This is a genomic window from Rouxiella chamberiensis (genome assembly GCF_026967475.1).
GTDB classification, from domain to species: Bacteria; Pseudomonadota; Gammaproteobacteria; order Enterobacterales; family Enterobacteriaceae; genus Rouxiella; species Rouxiella chamberiensis.
Genome location: NZ_CP114058.1, coordinates 3,204,066 through 3,223,166, shown reverse-complemented (window position 1 = coordinate 3,223,166; position 19,101 = coordinate 3,204,066). Strand labels below are relative to the sequence as shown.

Genomic DNA, 19,101 nt, shown 5'->3' with positions numbered 1-19,101 from the left:
TCGCGGTAGAGGTATAATGCACCCGTTTTCCGCATACTACTTGCAGTGCCGAAGTGGCGAAATCGGTAGACGCAGTTGATTCAAAATCAACCGCCGCGAGGCGTGCCGGTTCGATTCCGGCCTTCGGCACCATTAGTATGAAAATCAAGTCACCTTAAGAGGTGGCTTTTTTTTGCTCTCAATTCGTCCGAGCACATCCGTTGCCATCCGGTTACTCGGGGCGACATAGATTGGAGGCATCTTCACTTCGATAAGAAAACGTGTCCCAGATAAAGCTCAATGCCCGCCAAGTCAACCTGCAAAACCCAAAGAAAAAACCCATAAAATTAATGATGTTGGCGATTTTTATCTTGAGATCTCAGTCAAGGGATCCAAATACTGGCGCATGAAGTACCGGCGACCTGAGAACGTGCAGCTGATTAACGCCGCGCTAAAATAAAACGGCCGGAACCAGCAAGAGAACGTCATTCTTAAGTGCAAATTTCGGTAATCAGATCACCTCAAAGGGTGGCCTTTTTGGGGTTTTTCGGTTATTCGATTAGCCTTCATCCATTAGCCAGACTGTGTCTGCACACATTGAATATTTAAACGTCTTAGGCAATCTCGCTTTTCTTGTCGAAAATTTTTTCTCTATGGAAAGCCAACTGACTGGGATCAGGAAAGAAGTTTTTCGGTGAACGAATCTTGTTCCCTTCATATTTATGGAAATTCTCCTGACTGATCGCGCTTTTGAGTCTTTTGATTTTAGGCGACAGCACGAGTTCCAGATGCTCGTTGAAAGTAATAAGCCCCTGATCGAATGCCCGGTCGTGAAGGTTTGAGAGACATAAACCATTGCTGGGGTTGAGCCGGTGCTGTTCACTCTCTTTCCACGGCAGAATATGGCTGGCAACCAGTAGAGACGTCTCTTCCAACCCCGTTACGCAGCATCGAAAATCATAGGCCGTTAGAACGCGCTTTCTAAAAAGTTGTTGTCCCACTCTGGCCTTAACGAGGGTCAATCTGTCTTTTCCAGTGAAATCAATGATATCACTGTCTTCGAGTACATAATTTGTAGGTTGGGGGGACAATGCTTGCATCGCCTGGGCGCAATCGACTTCAAACTTTTCGCAATCCTGATTCATCTCCTGCCACACTGCGCGGTCTGCATTGGAGGCACCATCCAATCCTTTTCTTCCTGAATCAAGAATATAAGGGTCGAGACTCGCCAGATTAACGAGCTTCATGGCAAGTGAAGAGGGCGTGCGGCCCAACAGATTGGCGTAAAGGATAATGTCTGGATTGCGGGAATGTAATCGACCAAAGGGAATCTGGCTATAGAGCTTCATCGCTATCAATAACTCTTCCCGTGTCCAACGCTTCCCTGCTGCCATTTCTATTTACTCACTTAGCTAATTGATTACATTAACTATGCCAGGCAAGGGTAGTCGTGCGCTATTCCTTTCTTACACTTCTTCCATGCCCTCAAAGTGATGCCGTTTCTGCACCTGCTACACTTATTCCTGTTCTGTTTCCAAAACAAAGATAAGGAATAAAGATGGCGAGCAGCAAAGCGATTAGCGGAGGGTTACCCGCTCCAACGAAGACCTTACTGTTGAGCGGTAATGACGTTGAGAAAAAACGCGATGAAATTCTTGGATATTTTAACCAGACCTGGGAACTGTATGAGAGCCTGTTTGACGTGCTGGCAGATGAGCGCGCCTATTTTACCAAGGCCATTTCGCTCAGACACCCGCTGATTTTCTATTTCGGACATACGGCGACGTTCTATATCAACAAGCTGATGGCCGCAGGGCTTATCCACGAGCGCATCGACCCGAACATTGAGGCAACGCTGGCAATCGGCGTTGATGAGATGAGCTGGGATGACCTGGATAACAGCCATTACGAGTGGCCGTCAGTGGCCGAGTTGCGCGATTACCGCGGCAAGGTGCGCCAGCGCGTAACGCAGCTGATTAACACCATGCCCATCGAGTTGCCGCTGGATTGGGAAAGCCCGGCATGGATTGTCATGATGGGTATTGAACACGAGCGCATTCATTTGGAAACGTCGAGCGTATTAATGCGCCAGTTGCCTATCGAATGGGTCGCACCTCAGGCGCATTGGCCGGTCTGTCAGAAAGCCCGCACCGATCGCACCGCAGCACCCGAGAACACGCTGGTCGCTCTGCCTGAAACGTCCATTACATTGGGTAAAACGGATGAAACCTACGGTTGGGACAATGAGTACGGCCGTTTCGAAACCAAAGTCAGCGCTTTCAAGGCCAGCAAAATGCTGGTCAGCAACGCCGAATTTTATGAATTTGTTCAGGCGGGTGGCTATCAGAATTCCCGGTGGTGGGATGAAGAAGGTGAGGGCTGGCTCAAATTTTCGAAAGCGGAGATGCCTACTTTCTGGGTTGGTTCGATTAATGAACCTGCCGCACTGAAATTGCGTCTGCTGGCAGAAGAAGTAATGATGCCATGGGATTGGCCCGCCGAGGTCAATCAGCTGGAAGCGGCTGCATTCTGCCGCTGGAAGGCGGATGACACGGGCAAATCCATTCAATTGCCGACCGAAGCGGAATGGTATGTGTTGCGCGAGCAAGTTGAAGGCGATCAAACTAGCTGGGAACAGGCTCCGGGCAATATCAATCTGGCGTACTGGGCCTCGAGTTGTCCTGTGGACCGTTTTGCGCAGGGCGATTTTTACGACATCGTCGGCAATGTCTGGCAGTGGACCACGACGCCGATAAGCGGTTTTGACGGTTTCAAAATCCACCCAATGTATGACGATTTCTCTACGCCGACCTTTGATGGCAAGCACGCGATTATCAAGGGCGGCAGCTGGATCTCGACCGGAAACGAGGCGCTGAAATCGGCGCGTTACGCGTTTCGTCGTCATTTCTTCCAGCATGCGGGATTCCGCTATGTGCTGTCGACGCATCAGGAAAAGGTCACCGTTAATCCTTATGAAACGGATACGCTGGTGTCGCAGTATCTTGATTTCCAGTACGGCCCGAGCTATTTCAATGTGCCGAACTATGGTCGCGCGCTGGTAGATATCGCCGAGCAGGTGGTAACAAAACGCGGTTCTGCGCTGGATATCGGCTGCGCAACGGGTCGGGCGAGCTTCGAGTTGGCGCGTACGTTCGACAAGGTTACGGGAATGGATTACTCGGCGCGCTTTATCGACGTCGCGCTGTCGTTGGTGCGTGGTGAAGAACGCCGTTATCTGATGCCGGAAGAGGGCGAGCTGATGCAATATTGTCAGGCCAGTCTGGCGGATATCGGCATCTCTGCCGAGCAGGCGTCTCGCGTGCAGTTTATGCAGGGCGATGCCTGTAACCTGAAACCTCAGACCGAGTCCTATGATCTGGTGCTGGCCTCCAACCTGATTGACAGGCTGCGCGATCCTCGTCGGTTCCTGCGCGATATCACGCCAAGAATCGCGCGCGGCGGGATCCTGATGCTGTCGTCACCTTATACCTGGCTTGAAGAGTTCACGCCGAAAGAGAACTGGATAGGCGGCGTGCGTGAAAATGGCGAGGCGCTGACCAGCTATCAGGCGCTACAACGGTTGCTGGCGGCCGATTTCGAAGAGGTGCAGGCCCCTGTCGATATCCCGTTTGTTATCCGTGAAACAGCGAGAAAACACCAACATACGGTCGCGCAGTTAACCGTATGGCGCAAGAAGTAATACGCTGGTGCCCATGAGCTGATTTAGGTCAGTGAACAAGCCGACTCGATATCTCTTGAGTCGGCTTTTTAGCATCTAATTCTCAGGTTTATATCAGGTTTATATCAGGTTCTCTTCAGGTTTTTCTCAGGCTAGGCAACTCTACTCAAACTCTTGATGATCTTTATCGTCTGAACACCCACTCTTAATACCCGATTAATAATAATTTTTTATTAATTAAATATTATTCATTGTGCTCTGAGCAACTGATTAAATTGATTTAAAAATCAGGTTTTATTCAGGCGAATTCAATGTGAGTAAATCGTGAGAATATAATGATAATGCATAGTGGACGTGTGAGGGATATGTTATGTTCCAGAGCGATTATGCAATTGCGATTTGTACGTCACCGTGTAAATGAATTAATCGATTCGGGTAATCAAAAAGTAAATGCTCCTGTGATAACCAATGGAATAAGGATGTTTATGGGAACCAGTAAAATGCCTTTGCGCGAGGGGGTTTATTATAATTCGGCATTATCCTGTCTGGAGAGTCCCGCCGGAGATATTCACCTCACGCCCAACGAGAAAAAATTCTTGAAATCATTCTCTCAAAACGAGGGCGCAAGGAAACCATCATTGACGAGATCTGGCACGAACAGGGAATCGTGGTCAGTGAATCGAGTTATCACCAGCTGGTTAAAATGATCCGGCGTAAATTTGTCGCGGCGGGCATGCCTTCTTCCTGCCTCAAAACCATTCCGAGATATGGCGTGGTTTATCAGACGCAGGCGGATGACGAGTCTGAAAATGGCACTGAGTATTGTGATAAATCTCTGAAGATGTCTGAAGATTTTCAGCAAGCGCCGGGGATCGTATCAGCGGAAAAAACGCCGGTGGTCGAGTGTCGACCTGCAGGTCACAGGCTCTCTCTCTGGTCCTCCTCGGCTATCTGGCTGATATTTTCACTGACGATTCTCTGGGGCCTACGCACGCATGATACGCGTGACTATTTTATTCCGTTTAAGGCAGTCGGGGAGGTGAGTTACCACGTTGCGCCGGCGACCAAGGTCTCGCAAGCGCTATGGCAACGGATTGAACGGCAGGTGCAGCCTGTAACCAGAGAAGCCTATATCGCGTCGAACGGCCCCAAAGTGTGGGTGGCTTACTGCGAAAAGAGTATTTATAAGGACAATGCCCCGTGCACTTACGAACATTTTTCACAGTACTGATTGCCGTTGGCGCACTGACGCTGGTGGGCTATTTTGTCGCGACCCGCCTCATTTTTGATGAATCGGTTCCCGATGCACCCTGCACGATGGAAATTTCCCATGGTGAATTCATAAACGACCAATATCGGCAGTATCAGTTCAATGGATCTATCACACTGTGGTTAAAGAACAATGTCATCACGCTATTTGGTGTCTACAACACGGCGGAAGGGATGAAAAAGCTGACACGCAGCCTGCTGCTGGAACACGTCAACAGGCGCTCTGACGTCGTCATGGCCGACGTCAAGGCAACACGGGTTGCTCCTTCCGATGAAGTCCACGACCCCGACAACTTCTTTGCCCGCAATAACGAAAGCCTGACGTTTCATTTTCAGAAAATCAAACGCGGTGAATATCTGGTGATGATTAACAACAATTGGGTCGCGACCTGCAAAGAGCATTAACCTGTGCGCGCAGGCTGGGGGAACGCCTTATTTTTGACGAAGGTGCCAGGGCGTTTCACCATAGAATTTCAAAAAAGCGCGGCGTAGGCTTTTTGTTCCGGAGAAGCCACAGAGCGAGGCGATTTTGTCTATCGACAGCCGGTCCTGTAAAACATGCTGACGCGCCACTTCGGCCCGAATCTGCGCCACGGCTTTGGCGGGTGAAGTTCCCGTCTCTTCCTTGAACAGGCGGCTAAACTGTCGCGGGCTGAGGTTGGCCCGTTCGGCCAAATGGGTAATGGTGACTTTATTGCGCAGATTGTCGCGAATGAAACGCAGGCTGGCATTGATACGATCGCTGTTTCCATCACTGGAAAAGTTCTGTAACACCGCCAGTTGGCTGTTGTTCTCATATTTATTGAACACGCCCTCAAGCGTATTGATGAGCTGCATCGCCGCCGCTACGCCCGACTCCTCTTCAACAAGAGTGAGGACAAGATCGATTCCCGCCCAGACGCCACCGGCGGTCCAGAGCTTATCCGCCAGCAATAACGCTGACTCTTTATCGAAACTCACTTTCGGCAAGAGTGTGGCAAACATGGCCAGGTGATAGCAGACACCCGCGCCTGCCTGGGCATTATCAGGCTCAAATCCAGCCAGCAAGGTCTGAAAAGCGTGTTTCTGTTTCCCGAGGGCATTCACGTTGTGGGAGGTCGAGGTGGAAGAAAGGGAAAGGTTATCGAAATGAAAAGAAGACTGTCCCGCAGGCCCTTTTTCCATAATCAATAAACTGTTGAGGGTCGAGAATAGCTCTGCTGTAGCTCGTTGCGTGTTTACGGGCAAGGTACAGGCACTGTAGAGTGCACCGCCTTCCGCAGAGAGCAGGTTGAGTTGATAGGGTTTTATTTTAGGAAAAAGTGAATTTGCCAAATCCACAGCGGCCGATAATCTCGCAAGCGTGAGCATGTTAAATCCGGTAGATATAAAACAGCCGATTTTTTTCATTTGGGCGCTCTGATTGGCTCAAATCATCCAGTATGAGTGACTTGTTTAATAATTTTTTATTATTCTGAAAAGTGAACGATGTTATTAAAAATGAGGGCAGGCAATGTTTCATTAGCGATGATAAAGTGTATTCCCTATTTTCGTCAATATTAGTTAACCTATCTGTTCACGGTATGTATTTGTTTCGTTGAGGTAGGGTTTATTCCAGCGGTATTTAGCCGATCTGCATCACAATTTCTCTTTAAATAAAAGCGAACGAATGACTTTCAGTATTCGTGTTTCATTTATTCTATTGGCTGATGACGATTATTAATAAGTCATTATTCTTAATGCTTTCAGTAAATGTCGATAATCTTTTCTTAAAAATGCAATGCATCTCTATTATGATTTATTATCATAAAAGATATTAACCGCACGGGCAGGTCAATCTTTCACTATGCTTGGAGAAGTTTTCTTTTAATCACAACAACAAGGAGTTCACCTGGTATGTCCAACTTTTTCATGAACGACCGTAGTACGCTGATTGATGATGTGATTGAGGGGGCTATTTTAACCTCTCCTTTTAAGAACCTGTCCAAACTGGCGGTGGATTCTGCTATCCGTGTTGTGGTTAGAAATGACTGGGATAAAAGTCAGGTCGCGCTGATATCCGGCGGCGGTTCGGGACATGAACCGGCGCACGTGGGCTTCATCGGCAAAGGCATGCTTACCGCAGCGGTGTGCGGCGACGTTTTCGCTTCCCCAAGCGTGGATGCGGTGCTCAATGCCATTGTGGCGGTTACCGGCGAAGCTGGCTGTCTGCTGATTGTCAAAAATTACACGGGCGATCGTCTCAACTTTGGTCTGGCCGCCGAGAAAGCCAAGAATCTGGGGTACAAGGTTGATCTCGTGATGGTGTCCGACGACATTGCCCTGCCTGACAACAAGCAGCCGCGCGGCATTGCGGGCACGGCGCTGGTGCACAAGGTGGCGGGCTATGCGGCAGAGCAGGGGAAATCTCTTGAGGAGGTCGTGCAGATTGCCCAGAAGGCTATCGACGCCACCGCCAGTATCGGCGTTGCCATGCACGGCTGTAATCTGCCGGGCGGAGACGATGATGAAGCGGACAATGACCGAATCGCAGCCGGACACGTCGAGCTTGGGCTTGGCATTCACGGCGAACCCGGTATTTCGACACTGAAAACCCATAACTCGCAGAAAATCGTCAAGGCGCTGGTCGAGGCATTGCAAAAGCGTTTAAAGAGCAAAGCTAAAGTGGCGGTGCTGATAAACAATCTCGGGGGCGTTTCGCCGCTTGAGATGAATCAGATTACCAAAGAGGTGGTGCATTCCGAGTTGGCGGGCGCCATACGTTATCTGATTGGCCCTGCGGCGCTGGTCAGTGCGCTGGACATGAAAGGATTCTCCCTTTCCACTATCGTGCTTGAAAAGGGGATTGAAGAGGCGCTGCTTGCCGATGTCGAGGCAGCCGGTTGGCATCCTTTGGTAAAACTCGAGAAACTGCCGGTTCAGAAAGCCAAAAAGATTTCTCAAAAAGTTAAGGTCAAGGCTTCCAGAAACGAAGCCGTGAGCCAGATTATCAATACCATTGCCGAAACGCTGGTTTCACTTGAGAGCGAATTGAACAAACTGGATGCCAAAGTCGGCGATGGCGATACCGGTTCCACTTTCGCCTCGGGGGCCAAAGATCTGCTGGTGCAAAACCAGGACAAAAAATTGCCGCAAGATGACTTGTCCGCACTCTTTGCCGTGGTGGGCGATCGTTTGGCAACGGTTATGGGAGGCTCGAGCGGGGTATTGATGTCTATCTTCTTCACGGCGGCGGGGCAGAAAGTCAGTGAAGGCGGCAATCTGGCGCAATCGTTGCTGTTCGGACTCGACCGTATGAAACATTACGGCGGCGCAGATCTCGGCGACCGAACACTGATAGACGCGCTCCAGCCCGCGCTGGAAGCGCTGGATAAAAAAGCCGATGATTTCAAAGGTGCCGCCAAAGCTGCGGCAAAAGGCGCTAAAGACACGGCCGGCATGAAAAAAGCCAACGCCGGACGCTCTTCCTACCTTAATAGCGACAGCTTGAAAGGCGTGAAAGATCCGGGTGCAGTCGCGGTTGAAAAAGTGTTCGCGGCGCTCCTCGAGCACAATCCGCCCGTTAAAAAATAGCTTCTCATTAAAAGTTTCGCCGTTTAAACAGAAAAGCCCCTTTCGAGAAAGGGGCTTTTTATGGGCACATCAACCGGATTTGATTATCGGGTCTGCATTCAGGTTTCCAGCGCGTACTCAGGGGCGCTCTGGTGCATCAACTCTTTCAAATGACCGGTGTGCAGGTCATACACACAGCCAAATACGTCGAGTTGATGGCCCTCTTTCCAGCGCTGTAGCACGGGTTCGGCGACCACCAGATTGGCAAACTGCGTTAATACGTTGGCTTCGACCAGCTGTTTCTGGCGCGCAGTTTCGTCCACGGGGGTTGAGGACGATTGACTCAAGCTCTCGCTCAACGCCTGCCGAAGCAGTCGGATACGTCGGGAAAGGGCGTTATCCTGTGCAGCCAGCGGCATGTCGGGCAGTGCGCTTGCGGCCTGTACGCCGCCGCAGCCATAGTGGCCGCACAGGATAATGGCAGAAACATTCAAATATTCGAGCGCGTATTGCAGCACGCTTTGCAGGTTATCGTCATCTTCGACCACCATGTTGGCGATATTGCGATGCACGAACAATTCGCCAGGATGCGATCCGGTCAGCACTTCGGCGGGTACGCGGCTGTCCGAACACCCAATCCACAGCGAATGCGGCTGCTGGGGTTGCGAGGTATTCTCGAAATAATGCGGATCACACTGACACTGCGTGTCTGCCCAGCTTTTATTACGCTCAAGAAGGGGTTTGAGGATGGTCATAATGTGCTTCTCTCTCTGTCAGGGGATTATCGGCCAATGCCGATGCTCCGGTGGCAATAAACGTCGTAAAATATGCCTTCATGTTTACGGCTTGAAGCTTGTAGATACATTTCCTAACAGAGTAGCCAACCTCGCCAAAGAAAGAAAATAAGGAAAACAGCGATCGGAGTCGCATTTTAAGGATTCAAATTTTGATCTAAATCAAGTTAACGCCAGTTATCACGCGCCTCTCCTAATCCGTTTTGGCTCCTAATCCCCCTTATTTTCTTGCGGAGAAAATTACAGTTCTTTGCAAAAACCGGCTAGAAACGGGCAGAAATTGCACGGTAAATTCGTGCGCAATGAGAAAAATTGCTATATGCTACTGGTTATCATTATCAGTTATTGGGAGACAGCAGCATGATTGCAGCCATTGTTACCGCATGCGGATTGTGGGGTGTGAGTTGGTGTTTCGGAAAGCGTCTTTCAAGCGGATGGGGTGTGCTGTTGCCCTGCGCGTTATTGCCTCTGCTGGCAATGGCGAATATGTCGCTCGGCCAACTGAAAGCTCTGGTCATCTTCGCGATGCTGGCTACGCTGGTCATGCTGCTCAACAATAAGCTGAGGCATTACATGCTGCTACCTTCTTTTGTCGCTCTGGCAGGCGGACTGGCGGCGATATCGGTGAACTTCAATCTGATGTAACAGGAAAGAGACAACGGACAAATATTGTTTGAAAATGCATTGATGTCGCAGAGATTGCGTGGGTAAGACAGAGATAAATCAGGGAGATACTACAGAAAGGAGAGTTCTGAAAGAGTCATCTGGTGCGAAGAGAGGGACTTGAACCCTCACGTCCGTAAGAACACTAACACCTGAAGCTAGCGCGTCTACCAATTCCGCCACCTTCGCACAAATGATTACTTTTTACTGCGGTTTACATCTACTTTATTGGCGCAAGCCATACAATCACAGTGGTGCGAAGAGAGGGACTTGAACCCTCACGTCCGTAAGAACACTAACACCTGAAGCTAGCGCGTCTACCAATTCCGCCACCTTCGCAACGTTCTGCGTTGTACTACCGACTGCCTGTGATTGTTGGTGCGAAGAGAGGGACTTGAACCCTCACGTCCGTAAGAACACTAACACCTGAAGCTAGCGCGTCTACCAATTCCGCCACCTTCGCAAACCTTTTCCTAGCGCATAAAACTCGTCTATACGACTAAGACAACCACGGGGCCGAATTCTAGAGATTTTCACGAGGGCGTCAATACTTATTTCATCGTTTGGCGGCGATTGTTGGAAAAAACGGCATTTCAGTCACAAATCGTCATTTTATTGGCCACCGATCCCGCTTGTCGTTGGTTTTATAGGCGTTTTGAAAGCCGTCAAAGTTTTGCAAATAATTCAATCAACCAGTCCAGCAAGACCCTGACACGCGGCGCAAGAAAACGGCCGGGTGGATACATAATGTACAGCGGCATGGGCGGCGGCATGAGATGGGGCAAGACTTCCACCAACTCGCCGCGCGCAAGTTCAAGGCCGACGACCTGTCTTGAAGTTTGAATCAGCCCATAGCCCGCCTTGGCGGCCGCAATGTAGGCATCTGCTCCGCTAACGGTCAGCGAGCTTGCCATCGGCACGCGATGAATCGTTTTACCCAGCATAAACTCCAGCTGTGATTCCGGCCGTTGATGGGCAAAGAAATAGGCCACAGCCCGATGCGTGTCGAGATCCTCAAGAGTGTCAGGGTGCCCATGGCGTGCCAGATAATCTGGAGAGGCGCAGGTGGTTTGCGCCAGCATGGCGATAGGCCGCGACTGCAAATTTTCGTTTTCCGTAGGCCAGGCGCGGATGACGCAGTCTACGCCCTGATGCAGCAGGTCGACGGCGTTGTCGTTGGCACTGACGGTCAGATTGAGGTGCGGATAACGCGCGGTAAATTCCGGCAGGGCGGGCAGCACAATCTCGCGCGCCATCGAATGCGGCATATCGATGCGCACATTGCCCGCGGGCTGGGCTTTCTGATGGGCGAAAAGATTTTCCGTTTCTTCAAAAGCCGAGAGCAACTGGACGCAGCGCTGGTAGTAAAGCTCGCCTTCTTCGGTAATCTTCACCTGTCGCGTGGTGCGCAAAAACAGCCGCACGCCAAGGCGCTGCTCGAGATGTTTCAGCGTGGTGCTGACCGTTGCGCGAGGCAGGTCGAGATCCTCCGCCGCGCGGCTGAAACTTTCCAATTCTCTGATACGGATGAAAATCCGCATGGCCTGAATCTGGTCCATATCGTTTCCCGATTGTTGGTGATTTCTGAACAGTGTTGCATAAATTGGCGTATTTATCTTTTTTCAGCCAACAACCACACTGTTTTCAATCGTATGAAAGATGAAAAGGAAAAGCACATGAAACAGCGTCAACTGGGTAAAAACGGGCCTTGGGTCTCTGCGTTAGGATTGGGTTGCATGGGAATGAGCGAATTTTACACTCAAGGTATGGATGAAAAAGAGTCGCTGGCCACGCTGGATCTCGCCATAGAACGCGGCATAACCCTGCTGGATACCGCCGACGTCTACGGCCCGCACACCAACGAAGCGCTGCTGGGCCGCGCTTTGCAGGGGCGTCGTGACAAGGTCTTTCTGGCGACCAAGTTCGGCATTGTCCGCGATGCGGCGGATCCCGGCGCGCGCGGCAGCAATGGACATCCCGACTACATTCGGCAATCGGTGGAAGGCAGTTTACAACGGCTTAAAACCGACGTCATCGACCTCTATTATCAGCACCGCGCCGACCCGAACGTGCCGATTGAAGAGAGCGTCGGCGCACTGAGTGATCTGGTGCGTGAAGGCAAGATTCGCTATATCGGCATGAGCGAAATCTCGGCGGCAACGCTGGAAAGGGCGCATAAAGTCCACCCAATCAGCGCATTACAGAGTGAATATTCATTGTGGAGCCGCGAAGTAGAGGCGAGCATTCTGCCTGCCTGTGCGCGCCTCGGCGTTGCCTTTGTGCCTTACAGCCCATTGGGACGTGGATTTTTGACGGGCGCGATTCGTTCTCCGGATGATTTTGCCGAAAACGATTTCAGAAAGGGGAATCCGCGTTTTCAGGGTGAAAACTTTGTCAAAAACCTGCATTTGGCCGACAAAGTGGTGGAAATCTCCAGCGGAAAAGGGGTGAAGCCTTCTCAACTGGCATTGGCGTGGGTATTGGCACAGGGTGAAAACATTGTGCCAATACCTGGAACGAAACGTCGTACTTATCTGGAAGAGAACATCGCCGCGCTTGATGTCATCCTGAATGAAGCCGAACTCGCGGCGATTGAAGCGGCCTTTCCATTAAATGCTGCCGCAGGCGGAAGATATACGCCTGCTGTCATGCAGCTCATAGACCGCTAAATCCCAGACAGTACAGGCGTTGGCGGTCCAGGCTTACCGAAGCGGGTTCTCGCGGCTGCCGGGTGACCGCCTATCCGAAGCGTGAAATCTTTACGCGTTTAACGCTGAATGATTAACGCTTTTTCTTTTTGTCGTCGCGCGGTGGACGGCCACGGGTGGCTTCGTACACTTTGAAACGGCCGTTCTGCGCCAGCACTTCATGGTTGCCGAAGGTGGCGTCCAGCAGCGCGGCATAAGGCAGGAAGGCGTTGGCGACGATGCGCAGTTTTCCGCCGATATTCAAGTGGTTAACGGCACCGCGAATCAGCTGCTCTGAAGCGTGCAGGCTGGTTTGCAGACCTTCGTGGAACGGCGGGTTCGAAATAATCATGTCGAAACGGCCTTTAATGTCGGAATAGACATTACTGGCAATCACTTCGCCCTCAAGACCGTTGGCCTCAAGCGTCGCGCGGCTGGCGGCCAGTGCGGCGGCACCGACATCACTCAGGGTGACTTTCATTTTCGGCGAATAGGTGGCGAGCACGGAGGCCAGCACGCCGGAACCGGAGGCGATATCCAGTACCTTGCCTTTGATTGGCTCCTCGAAGCTGTTGATAAGCAACAGACTTCCGCTGTCCAGACCTTCACGGCTGAACACGCCCGGCAGGGTTTTAATCGTCACTTCTTCGACCATATACGTTTGCCACCACGCATCGGCGTCAAACTCGGGCTGCTTCTCGAGGCGGCCATGATAAAGACCGCAGCGGCGTGCGCTGTCGACTTTATCCAACTGACAGAACTCGGCAAGGATCTCTTCGGCGCTACGTACGCCGCTGCGGTTTTCACCGACCACGAAGACGTCAATGCCGACCGGCAGCATGGAAAGCAGGTTAAACAGCTGGAATTTTGCTTCCTGTTTGCTCTTCGGCCAGTAGTAAATCAGCATATCGCTTTGCGCGATAAACTCGGCATCCGCCACCAGACCAAACTGCACGTCGTCTTTCAACGAGGCGCTGAGCATCTGCCAGTGGTGATATTGATTGGTATGAACTCGCACGTTTTCGGCATCGAAATCGGCTGGCAGGTCATCTTGTAGATCGCCTGCGAACAGTACGCGGCGGCCGATAAAATCATCGCTGTGGCGCAGTATGACTTCACTGGCCGGGGTTAATGCTGACATCAGATAAGGCTCCTCAGGAATATGGGCGGCATTATAGAGGTTTATTGGCGCAGGTTCGATGTGTTTGCTAGCATAGCGCGCTATAAGCATCGCCAACGGGCAGGAAAAAGCATGGCATCAAGACGAGACTGGCTGTTACAGCAACTGGGCATTACCCAGTGGACGCTGCGTCGCCCCACCGTTTTACAAGGCGAAGTCGCCGTCAGTCTGCCGGACCAGACAAAGCTGTTGATTGTTGCCGACGTGCTGCCGCCGGAAGGGGATTTACTGGTAAAAGACGTGATCCGCAGTCTGAATCTGCACGATTCGCAGGTTTATCGCCTGCAAAAGGATCAGGTGGCGATGCTGCCGGAAGACACGCACTGCAACACCTGGCGACTGGGCATCGGCGAACCTTTGACGGTCGCGGGCGCGCAGTTATCTAGCCCGGCGCTGGCCGAGCTTTCTCAAGACGCTGGAGCCAAACGCGCGCTCTGGCAGCAGATTTGTGAAAATGAACAACATTTCTACCCTGACCCCCGCGGATCTGAATCGCGCGTTCGAGATTGAACAAGCCAGTCACGCCTTTCCCTGGAGTGAAAAAACCTTTGCCAGCAATCAGGGCGAACGTTATCTCAATTTAAAGCTGGAACAGCAGGGCAAGATGGTCGGTTTTGCGATTGTGCAAACCGTGCTCGACGAAGCGACCCTGTTCAATATTGCCATCGATCCTGCGTTTCAGCGGCAGGGACTCGGGCGCGTACTGCTGGAGGCCGTGCTGGCGCAGCTCGAAACGCGCGATGTATTTACGCTGTGGCTTGAGGTGAGGGCGTCGAATCGTGGCGCGATTTCACTGTATGAGAGCATGGGCTTCAACGAAGTCTCGATTCGTCGCAATTACTATCCGGCGGCGTCGGGGCGTGAAGACGCCATCATCATGGCCTTGCCGTTAGGCTAAAAAAGCGGGCTTGCAGCCCGCTTTTTACTGTCATTTCACACTTTCGCGACTTATTTGTGGCCGTGCGTTTTATGTTTGGTCACAAAGCCCAGAATTACACACATTACAAACACCACGAAGTATAGCCCGTTTGCCGTTGCCAGCGCGGCATGGGCACCGCTTTTCGCCACGATAGGTCCGGTTACCACGAAGGTCAGCATGGTGCCGACGGTGCCGCAGGTCAGGATAAAGTTCACCAGTTTCGGCGAGGCCACTTTGGTCTGCAATGATCCCAGCGTAATAATGGTGGTGTAAATCGCGCTTGAGACAAAGCCCAGCCCCATAATGGCGTAGGCCAGATGCGCCGGATTTTCGGTCGAAATAAACAGATACATCGCGACGGTCGCAAGCAGCGTCAGCAGAGTGACGATGCGTTGCAGGTCGAAGAAGCGCAGCACAAAGCTGAACACCCACATGCCAATCATGTAAGACAGCCAGAAGTCGCCGACCAGTTTACCGGCCTGATTGATATCCAGATTAAAGGTTTTAGTGACGTATTCCGGCACCCACTGGATAAAGCCAAGCTGGCCGAGGATGTAGCACAGGGCCGCAATCGACAGGAACCAACACGCCAATGCCCCACTTTTCTTTCGCGACAGGCTGGCTGTCGGTCTGGCCCTTTTTGCCCAGAATCGGGAAATCGGCCATCAGCGTCAGCACGAAAATCGCGACATACAGCACGCCGATACAGGCATAAACCCAGTACCAGCCGATGCTGCGAGCCAGCAAAATACCGGCGACCACCGGGAAAATCATCCCGGCCATGCTGAAGAAGGAGTCGGTAAACAGCAGCCGCGAGCCGCGCTGACGTCCTTCGTACAGATGCGTAATAAGGAAGGTGCCTATCGACATGGTAATTCCGCTCACCACGCCAAGCACAAACATGCACAGCGAGAACACGCTGATGCTTTTGCTGAACATCAGACCCAGCACGGCCAGCACCATCAGCACAAAGCCGAAAATCAGCTGCCGTTTCAACGGGATCACTTCCATCAACCAGGCATTGAGGAAAATAGCGACCAGAATCCCGGTATTGAGGAAGGTGAACGTGTTACTCATGCTGGAAACAGGCAGGCCGAAATAATCGGCAATATTGCCCATCACCATGCCGGTGACAATAACCAGCGCACCGGTCAAGCCATAGGAGAAAAAGCTAATCCAGGTGAGAAGCAATCGATTACTTTTAGTCATTAAGATACATCCTTATGATGTATAAGAGGTTAAATCACGCAACAAAAGAGTTCAGATATCGGCTGCATAGTGCGCCAAGACACGCCGTACAACTTTTATGGGCCGATTATCCAGAAAGGAGTGGGCCAATTTTGTGAGGAACAGCTATTTTTAATGCAATGGATAAAGTTATGCAAAAATTATGTGTGATCTGTATCACATTTTAATGCAATTGCCGGTAATTTAACCCCTTTCCCTGCCGCTGTACGCGCGTTGTTGCCCGGTCAAATCGGCCCGGTCGAAGGCGAAACTGAAAGCATTGATTGTCTATCCCCGTCAAATCATAGAAAATAGCCGGCTATAACTTTTATTACCGCTTTGCCTGATGCCGTTCTGGCGTAAAATCAATACCGATGCAGGGCGGACAACCGCAGAAACGTGGAAAAACATGTCTCCTAGTGAATACGCCCTCGAAGTCGCCAAACGTCGCACCTTCGCCATTATCTCGCACCCCGATGCGGGTAAAACCACCATTACTGAAAAAGTGCTGTTGTTCGGACAGGCTATTCAGACCGCCGGTACGGTAAAAGGCCGTGGCTCCAACAACCACGCCAAATCCGACTGGATGGAAATGGAAAAGCAGCGTGGTATCTCCATTACCACCTCCGTGATGCAGTTCCCGTACCGTGAAGCGCTGGTCAACCTGCTCGACACCCCCGGACACGAAGACTTCTCCGAAGATACCTATCGTACGCTGACCGCCGTCGACTGCTGTCTGATGGTTATCGACGCCGCCAAAGGTGTAGAAGACCGTACCCGCAAGCTGATGGAAGTAACCCGTCTGCGCGACACGCCCATTCTGACCTTTATGAACAAGCTGGACCGCGACATCCGTGATCCTATGGAAGTCATGGACGAAGTCGAGCGCGAGCTGAAAATTGCCTGCTCGCCTATTACCTGGCCTATTGGCTGCGGCAAGATGTTCAAGGGCGTTTATCACCTCTATAAAGATGAAACCTATCTTTATCAGACCGGCAAGGGCCACACCATTCAGGAAGTCCGTATCGTGAAAGGGCTGGATAACCCGGATCTCGACGCGGCAATCGGTGAAGACCTGGCAATGCAGCTGCGTGAAGAGCTGGATCTGGTGCAGGGCGCCTCGCACGAGTTCGACCACGACGCCTTCCTGAGCGGCGATCTTACCCCTGTGTTCTTCGGCACCGCGCTGGGTAACTTCGGCGTTGACCACATGCTCGACGGGCTGGTGGAATGGGCGCCTGCGCCAATGCCGCGCAATACCGACGTGCGCGAAGTCAAGGCGGCCGACGAGAAGTTCACCGGTTTCGTGTTCAAGATTCAGGCCAACATGGACCCGAAACACCGCGACCGCGTGGCCTTTATGCGCGTGGTGTCCGGTAAATATGAAAAAGGCATGAAACTGCGTCAGGTGCGTACCGGCAAAGACGTGGTGATTTCGGATGCGCTGACCTTCATGGCCGGCGACCGTTCCCACGTTGAAGAAGCCTTCCCGGGCGATATCATCGGCTTGCACAACCATGGCACGATTCAGATTGGTGACACCTTTACTCAGGGTGAAAACATGAAGTTCACCGGGATTCCGAACTTTGCCCCCGAGCTGTTCCGCCGTATCCGCCTGCGTGATCCACTGAAACAGAAACAGTTGCTGAAAGGGCTGGTGCAGTTGTCCGAAGAGGGCGCCGTGCAGGTGTTCCGTCCGCTTATCAATAATGACCTGATTGTCGGCGCAGTCGGCGTCCTCCAGTTTGAAGTGGTCGTGGCGCGTCTGAAAAGCGAATACAACGTCGAAGCTATCTACGAGTCGGTCAACGTTTCTACCGCGCGCTGGGTAGAATGCAAGGACGTGAAGAAGTTTGAAGACTTCAAACGCAAATGCGAGGCGAACCTGGCACTGGATGGCGGCGACAACCTGACTTACATCGCGCCTTCGATGGTGAACCTCAACCTGACCAATGACCGTTATCCGGAAGTCGATTTCCGTAAAACGCGCGAGCATTAATCGCCCGCTTCAGGTTTAAAACATTAAAAAAGACGGTCTATTGGCCGTCTTTTTTTCGCCTCGAGACTGAAAAATAGTTTATGTGCGAAATTAAATGGCCCTTTTTGAGGGTTTTTAGTCTAAAAATCGTGAAAATGCTCAGACTTATCTGTATTACCGGTTAATTAGCCATTCTTACTACAGTTTTGCTCATGGTCGACTATATTAAATATACGCGCAACGAAAGGCAGACATTAACGCTGGCCTTAGGATACTAAGTAGAGAGTTGTGCTGAATTTTTTAAATTCACAGTGACGTGATCACAGTAACAAGCTTTTAAGTCGTCACCACCATGTGGCGTAAAGAGTCCTCGATTAGGACTGGCAAACTGTAAGGAAGAAATCGATGAAAAAGTCTAATTTTGCATACTCAATGATGGCCGTTGTTCTGGGTACCGCGCTGATGAGCGGTAGTGCATTGGCTGCCTCAGACAGCTCCACGAGCTCTGCGGGTTCAAAAATCGATAGCTCCATGAAGAAAGTTGATGGCTACATGGGCGATAGCGCCACCACAGCGAAAGTAAAAAGCGCCCTGGTTGACGATAAAGCTATTAAAAGCACCGACATTTCCGTCAAAACAGATAATGGCGTCGTGACACTAAGCGGTTTCGTAGGCTCTCAGGCCGAAGCGGAACAGGCAGTCGCGGTAGCAACCAAAGTTGAAGGCGTTAAATCCGTCAGCGACAAACTGCACACTAAAGACAGCAGCAAGCAATCCGTGAAAGGTTATGCCGGTGACGCCGCCACAACCACTTCCGTAAAAGCCAAGCTGCTGGCCGATGACGTCGTACCTTCGCGTATGATCAAAGTTGAAACCACCGACGGTGTTGTTCAGCTCTCCGGTACTGTTAAAGATCAGGCTCAGTCTTCCCGCGCTGAAAGCGTTGCCAAGACCGTTGATGGCGTGAAAAGCGTTAAAAACGACCTGAAAGTTCAACCTTAATTCTTTTTAACGGCGCGGCCTGCCAGGCGGGCGGGTCTGCGCCAGTCTTGAAAAGACCTGAGGTAGAAAGTAAAGCACCACGCGTACTGTAAAAATAAAAAATGAATTACGAATTTTTTACGTGAGAAATCACTGAGTTTCCGTTCGTTTTTTAAATATCGAGCTATCTTTAATACTGTACTTCCGATTGTCG

General features: G+C 51.3%; 15 protein-coding genes, 4 tRNA genes and 2 pseudogenes. 12 read left to right on the top strand and 9 right to left on the bottom strand.

The genetic code is table 11. From position 1 onward, the window contains the following. The first annotated feature begins 47 nt into the window (after window positions 1-47). Together O1V66_RS14910 and O1V66_RS14905 are read left to right on the top strand one after the other, a co-directional pair. Window positions 48-132 (top strand) — tRNA-Leu (locus tag O1V66_RS14910). A gap of 137 nt (window positions 133-269) precedes the next feature. Beyond that, a pseudogene (locus tag O1V66_RS14905) lies at window positions 270-409 on the top strand (Arm DNA-binding domain-containing protein); the annotation flags it as partial. A gap of 184 nt (window positions 410-593) precedes the next feature. Here O1V66_RS14905 and O1V66_RS14900 read toward each other — a convergent pair. Continuing rightward, complete coding sequence (locus tag O1V66_RS14900) at window positions 594-1,373, bottom strand: HNH endonuclease (RefSeq protein WP_045048400.1); 780 nt, start codon at window positions 1,371-1,373, stop codon at window positions 594-596. A gap of 164 nt (window positions 1,374-1,537) precedes the next feature. On the opposite strand from O1V66_RS14900, the gene ovoA reads away from it, so the two are divergent. The 3 genes from ovoA to O1V66_RS14885 all read left to right on the top strand — a co-directional run bounded on the left by ovoA (window position 1,538) and on the right by O1V66_RS14885 (window position 5,332). Continuing rightward, complete coding sequence (ovoA, locus tag O1V66_RS14895) at window positions 1,538-3,679, top strand: 5-histidylcysteine sulfoxide synthase (RefSeq protein WP_045048401.1); 2,142 nt, start codon at window positions 1,538-1,540, stop codon at window positions 3,677-3,679. 646 nt (window positions 3,680-4,325) lie between these two features. Next, window positions 4,326-4,889: a hypothetical protein gene (locus O1V66_RS14890; RefSeq protein ID WP_269127873.1), complete on the top strand. Its 564-nt coding sequence runs from the start codon at window positions 4,326-4,328 to the stop codon at window positions 4,887-4,889. After that, the gene (locus O1V66_RS14885; protein WP_045048402.1) at window positions 4,859-5,332 is read left to right on the top strand and encodes a hypothetical protein; all 474 of its coding nucleotides are present in this window, start codon (window positions 4,859-4,861) and stop codon (window positions 5,330-5,332) included. Before O1V66_RS14890 ends, O1V66_RS14885 begins: the two co-directional genes overlap by 31 nt. Before the next feature lie 27 nt (window positions 5,333-5,359). Here the strand turns inward: O1V66_RS14885 and O1V66_RS14880 are convergent, their stop codons facing one another. Further along, on the bottom strand, window positions 5,360-6,277 hold the full coding sequence (locus tag O1V66_RS14880) for a helix-turn-helix domain-containing protein (RefSeq protein WP_206540503.1): 918 nt from the start codon (window positions 6,275-6,277) through the stop codon (window positions 5,360-5,362). Between the two features lie 525 nt (window positions 6,278-6,802). Here O1V66_RS14880 and O1V66_RS14875 point away from each other — a divergent pair. Further along, complete coding sequence (locus O1V66_RS14875) at window positions 6,803-8,479, top strand: dihydroxyacetone kinase subunit DhaK (protein ID WP_045048404.1); 1,677 nt, start codon at window positions 6,803-6,805, stop codon at window positions 8,477-8,479. A 98-nt stretch (window positions 8,480-8,577) separates the two neighbouring features. Here O1V66_RS14875 and O1V66_RS14870 read toward each other — a convergent pair whose 3' ends face one another. Beyond that, entirely contained in the window at window positions 8,578-9,213 is a 636-nt protein-coding gene (locus O1V66_RS14870) for a carbonic anhydrase (protein WP_045048405.1), read from the bottom strand. A gap of 399 nt (window positions 9,214-9,612) precedes the next feature. On the opposite strand from O1V66_RS14870, the gene O1V66_RS14865 reads away from it, so the two are divergent. Further along, window positions 9,613-9,897, top strand: coding sequence for a DUF1435 family protein (locus O1V66_RS14865; RefSeq protein WP_045048406.1), 285 nt, complete (start codon window positions 9,613-9,615; stop codon window positions 9,895-9,897). Between the two features lie 120 nt (window positions 9,898-10,017). On the opposite strand, the gene O1V66_RS14860 is transcribed toward O1V66_RS14865, so the two are convergent. From O1V66_RS14860 to O1V66_RS14845, 4 genes are all read right to left on the bottom strand, one after another. Further along, a tRNA-Leu gene (locus tag O1V66_RS14860) sits at window positions 10,018-10,104 on the bottom strand. A 63-nt stretch (window positions 10,105-10,167) separates the two neighbouring features. Next, window positions 10,168-10,254, bottom strand: a tRNA-Leu gene (locus O1V66_RS14855). Window positions 10,255-10,291: 37 nt separating this feature from the next. Continuing rightward, window positions 10,292-10,378: transfer RNA gene (locus tag O1V66_RS14850), tRNA-Leu, on the bottom strand. 202 nt (window positions 10,379-10,580) lie between these two features. Continuing rightward, window positions 10,581-11,474: a LysR family transcriptional regulator gene (locus O1V66_RS14845; protein ID WP_045048407.1), complete on the bottom strand. Its 894-nt coding sequence runs from the start codon at window positions 11,472-11,474 to the stop codon at window positions 10,581-10,583. Window positions 11,475-11,591: 117 nt separating this feature from the next. Here O1V66_RS14845 and O1V66_RS14840 point away from each other — a divergent pair, with 117 nt between their 5' ends. Then, window positions 11,592-12,584 (top strand): aldo/keto reductase, encoded by a 993-nt coding sequence (locus O1V66_RS14840; RefSeq protein ID WP_045048408.1) that lies wholly within the window; start codon window positions 11,592-11,594, stop codon window positions 12,582-12,584. 112 nt (window positions 12,585-12,696) lie between these two features. Here the strand turns inward: O1V66_RS14840 and rsmC are convergent, their stop codons facing one another. After that, window positions 12,697-13,743, bottom strand: coding sequence for a 16S rRNA (guanine(1207)-N(2))-methyltransferase RsmC (gene rsmC / locus O1V66_RS14835; RefSeq protein ID WP_045048409.1), 1,047 nt, complete (start codon window positions 13,741-13,743; stop codon window positions 12,697-12,699). Window positions 13,744-13,854: 111 nt separating this feature from the next. Here rsmC and O1V66_RS14830 point away from each other — a divergent pair, with 111 nt between their 5' ends. Together O1V66_RS14830 and rimI are read left to right on the top strand one after the other, a co-directional pair. Then, complete coding sequence (locus O1V66_RS14830; RefSeq protein WP_045048410.1) at window positions 13,855-14,292, top strand: DNA polymerase III subunit psi; 438 nt, start codon at window positions 13,855-13,857, stop codon at window positions 14,290-14,292. Further along, window positions 14,237-14,680 carry a ribosomal protein S18-alanine N-acetyltransferase gene (gene rimI, locus O1V66_RS14825; protein ID WP_045048411.1) on the top strand — a complete coding sequence of 148 codons (444 nt, stop codon included), beginning with the start codon at window positions 14,237-14,239 and terminating at the stop codon, window positions 14,678-14,680. The genes O1V66_RS14830 and rimI overlap by 56 nt, the downstream gene beginning before the upstream one ends. Window positions 14,681-14,730: 50 nt before the next feature. Here rimI and tsgA read toward each other — a convergent pair. Further along, window positions 14,731-15,910, bottom strand: a pseudogene (gene tsgA, locus O1V66_RS14820) (MFS transporter TsgA). Between the two features lie 427 nt (window positions 15,911-16,337). Between tsgA and prfC the strand changes: the two are divergent. Together prfC and osmY are read left to right on the top strand one after the other, a co-directional pair. Beyond that, window positions 16,338-17,927, top strand: coding sequence for a peptide chain release factor 3 (prfC, locus tag O1V66_RS14815; RefSeq protein WP_045048413.1), 1,590 nt, complete (start codon window positions 16,338-16,340; stop codon window positions 17,925-17,927). Between the two features lie 384 nt (window positions 17,928-18,311). After that, window positions 18,312-18,908, top strand: a complete 597-nt coding sequence (gene osmY, locus O1V66_RS14810; protein WP_045048414.1) for a molecular chaperone OsmY — start codon at window positions 18,312-18,314, stop codon at window positions 18,906-18,908. The last annotated feature ends 193 nt before the right edge of the window (window positions 18,909-19,101 follow it).

What these genes read in the sequence shown, in the direction of transcription:
- O1V66_RS14900 (WP_045048400.1), bottom strand. Translation starts at nt 1,373, where the DNA reads ATGGCAGCAGGGAAGCGTTGGACACGGGAAGAGTTATTGATAGCGATG.
- ovoA (WP_045048401.1), top strand. Translation starts at nt 1,538, where the DNA reads ATGGCGAGCAGCAAAGCGATTAGCGGAGGGTTACCCGCTCCAACGAAG.
- O1V66_RS14880 (WP_206540503.1), bottom strand. Translation starts at nt 6,277, where the DNA reads ATGCTCACGCTTGCGAGATTATCGGCCGCTGTGGATTTGGCAAATTCA.
- O1V66_RS14875 (WP_045048404.1), top strand. Translation starts at nt 6,803, where the DNA reads ATGTCCAACTTTTTCATGAACGACCGTAGTACGCTGATTGATGATGTG.
- O1V66_RS14870 (WP_045048405.1), bottom strand. Translation starts at nt 9,213, where the DNA reads ATGACCATCCTCAAACCCCTTCTTGAGCGTAATAAAAGCTGGGCAGAC.
- O1V66_RS14865 (WP_045048406.1), top strand. Translation starts at nt 9,613, where the DNA reads ATGATTGCAGCCATTGTTACCGCATGCGGATTGTGGGGTGTGAGTTGG.
- O1V66_RS14845 (WP_045048407.1), bottom strand. Translation starts at nt 11,474, where the DNA reads ATGGACCAGATTCAGGCCATGCGGATTTTCATCCGTATCAGAGAATTG.
- O1V66_RS14840 (WP_045048408.1), top strand. Translation starts at nt 11,592, where the DNA reads ATGAAACAGCGTCAACTGGGTAAAAACGGGCCTTGGGTCTCTGCGTTA.
- rsmC (WP_045048409.1), bottom strand. Translation starts at nt 13,743, where the DNA reads ATGTCAGCATTAACCCCGGCCAGTGAAGTCATACTGCGCCACAGCGAT.
- O1V66_RS14830 (WP_045048410.1), top strand. Translation starts at nt 13,855, where the DNA reads ATGGCATCAAGACGAGACTGGCTGTTACAGCAACTGGGCATTACCCAG.
- rimI (WP_045048411.1), top strand. Translation starts at nt 14,237, where the DNA reads ATGAACAACATTTCTACCCTGACCCCCGCGGATCTGAATCGCGCGTTC.
- prfC (WP_045048413.1), top strand. Translation starts at nt 16,338, where the DNA reads ATGTCTCCTAGTGAATACGCCCTCGAAGTCGCCAAACGTCGCACCTTC.
- osmY (WP_045048414.1), top strand. Translation starts at nt 18,312, where the DNA reads ATGAAAAAGTCTAATTTTGCATACTCAATGATGGCCGTTGTTCTGGGT.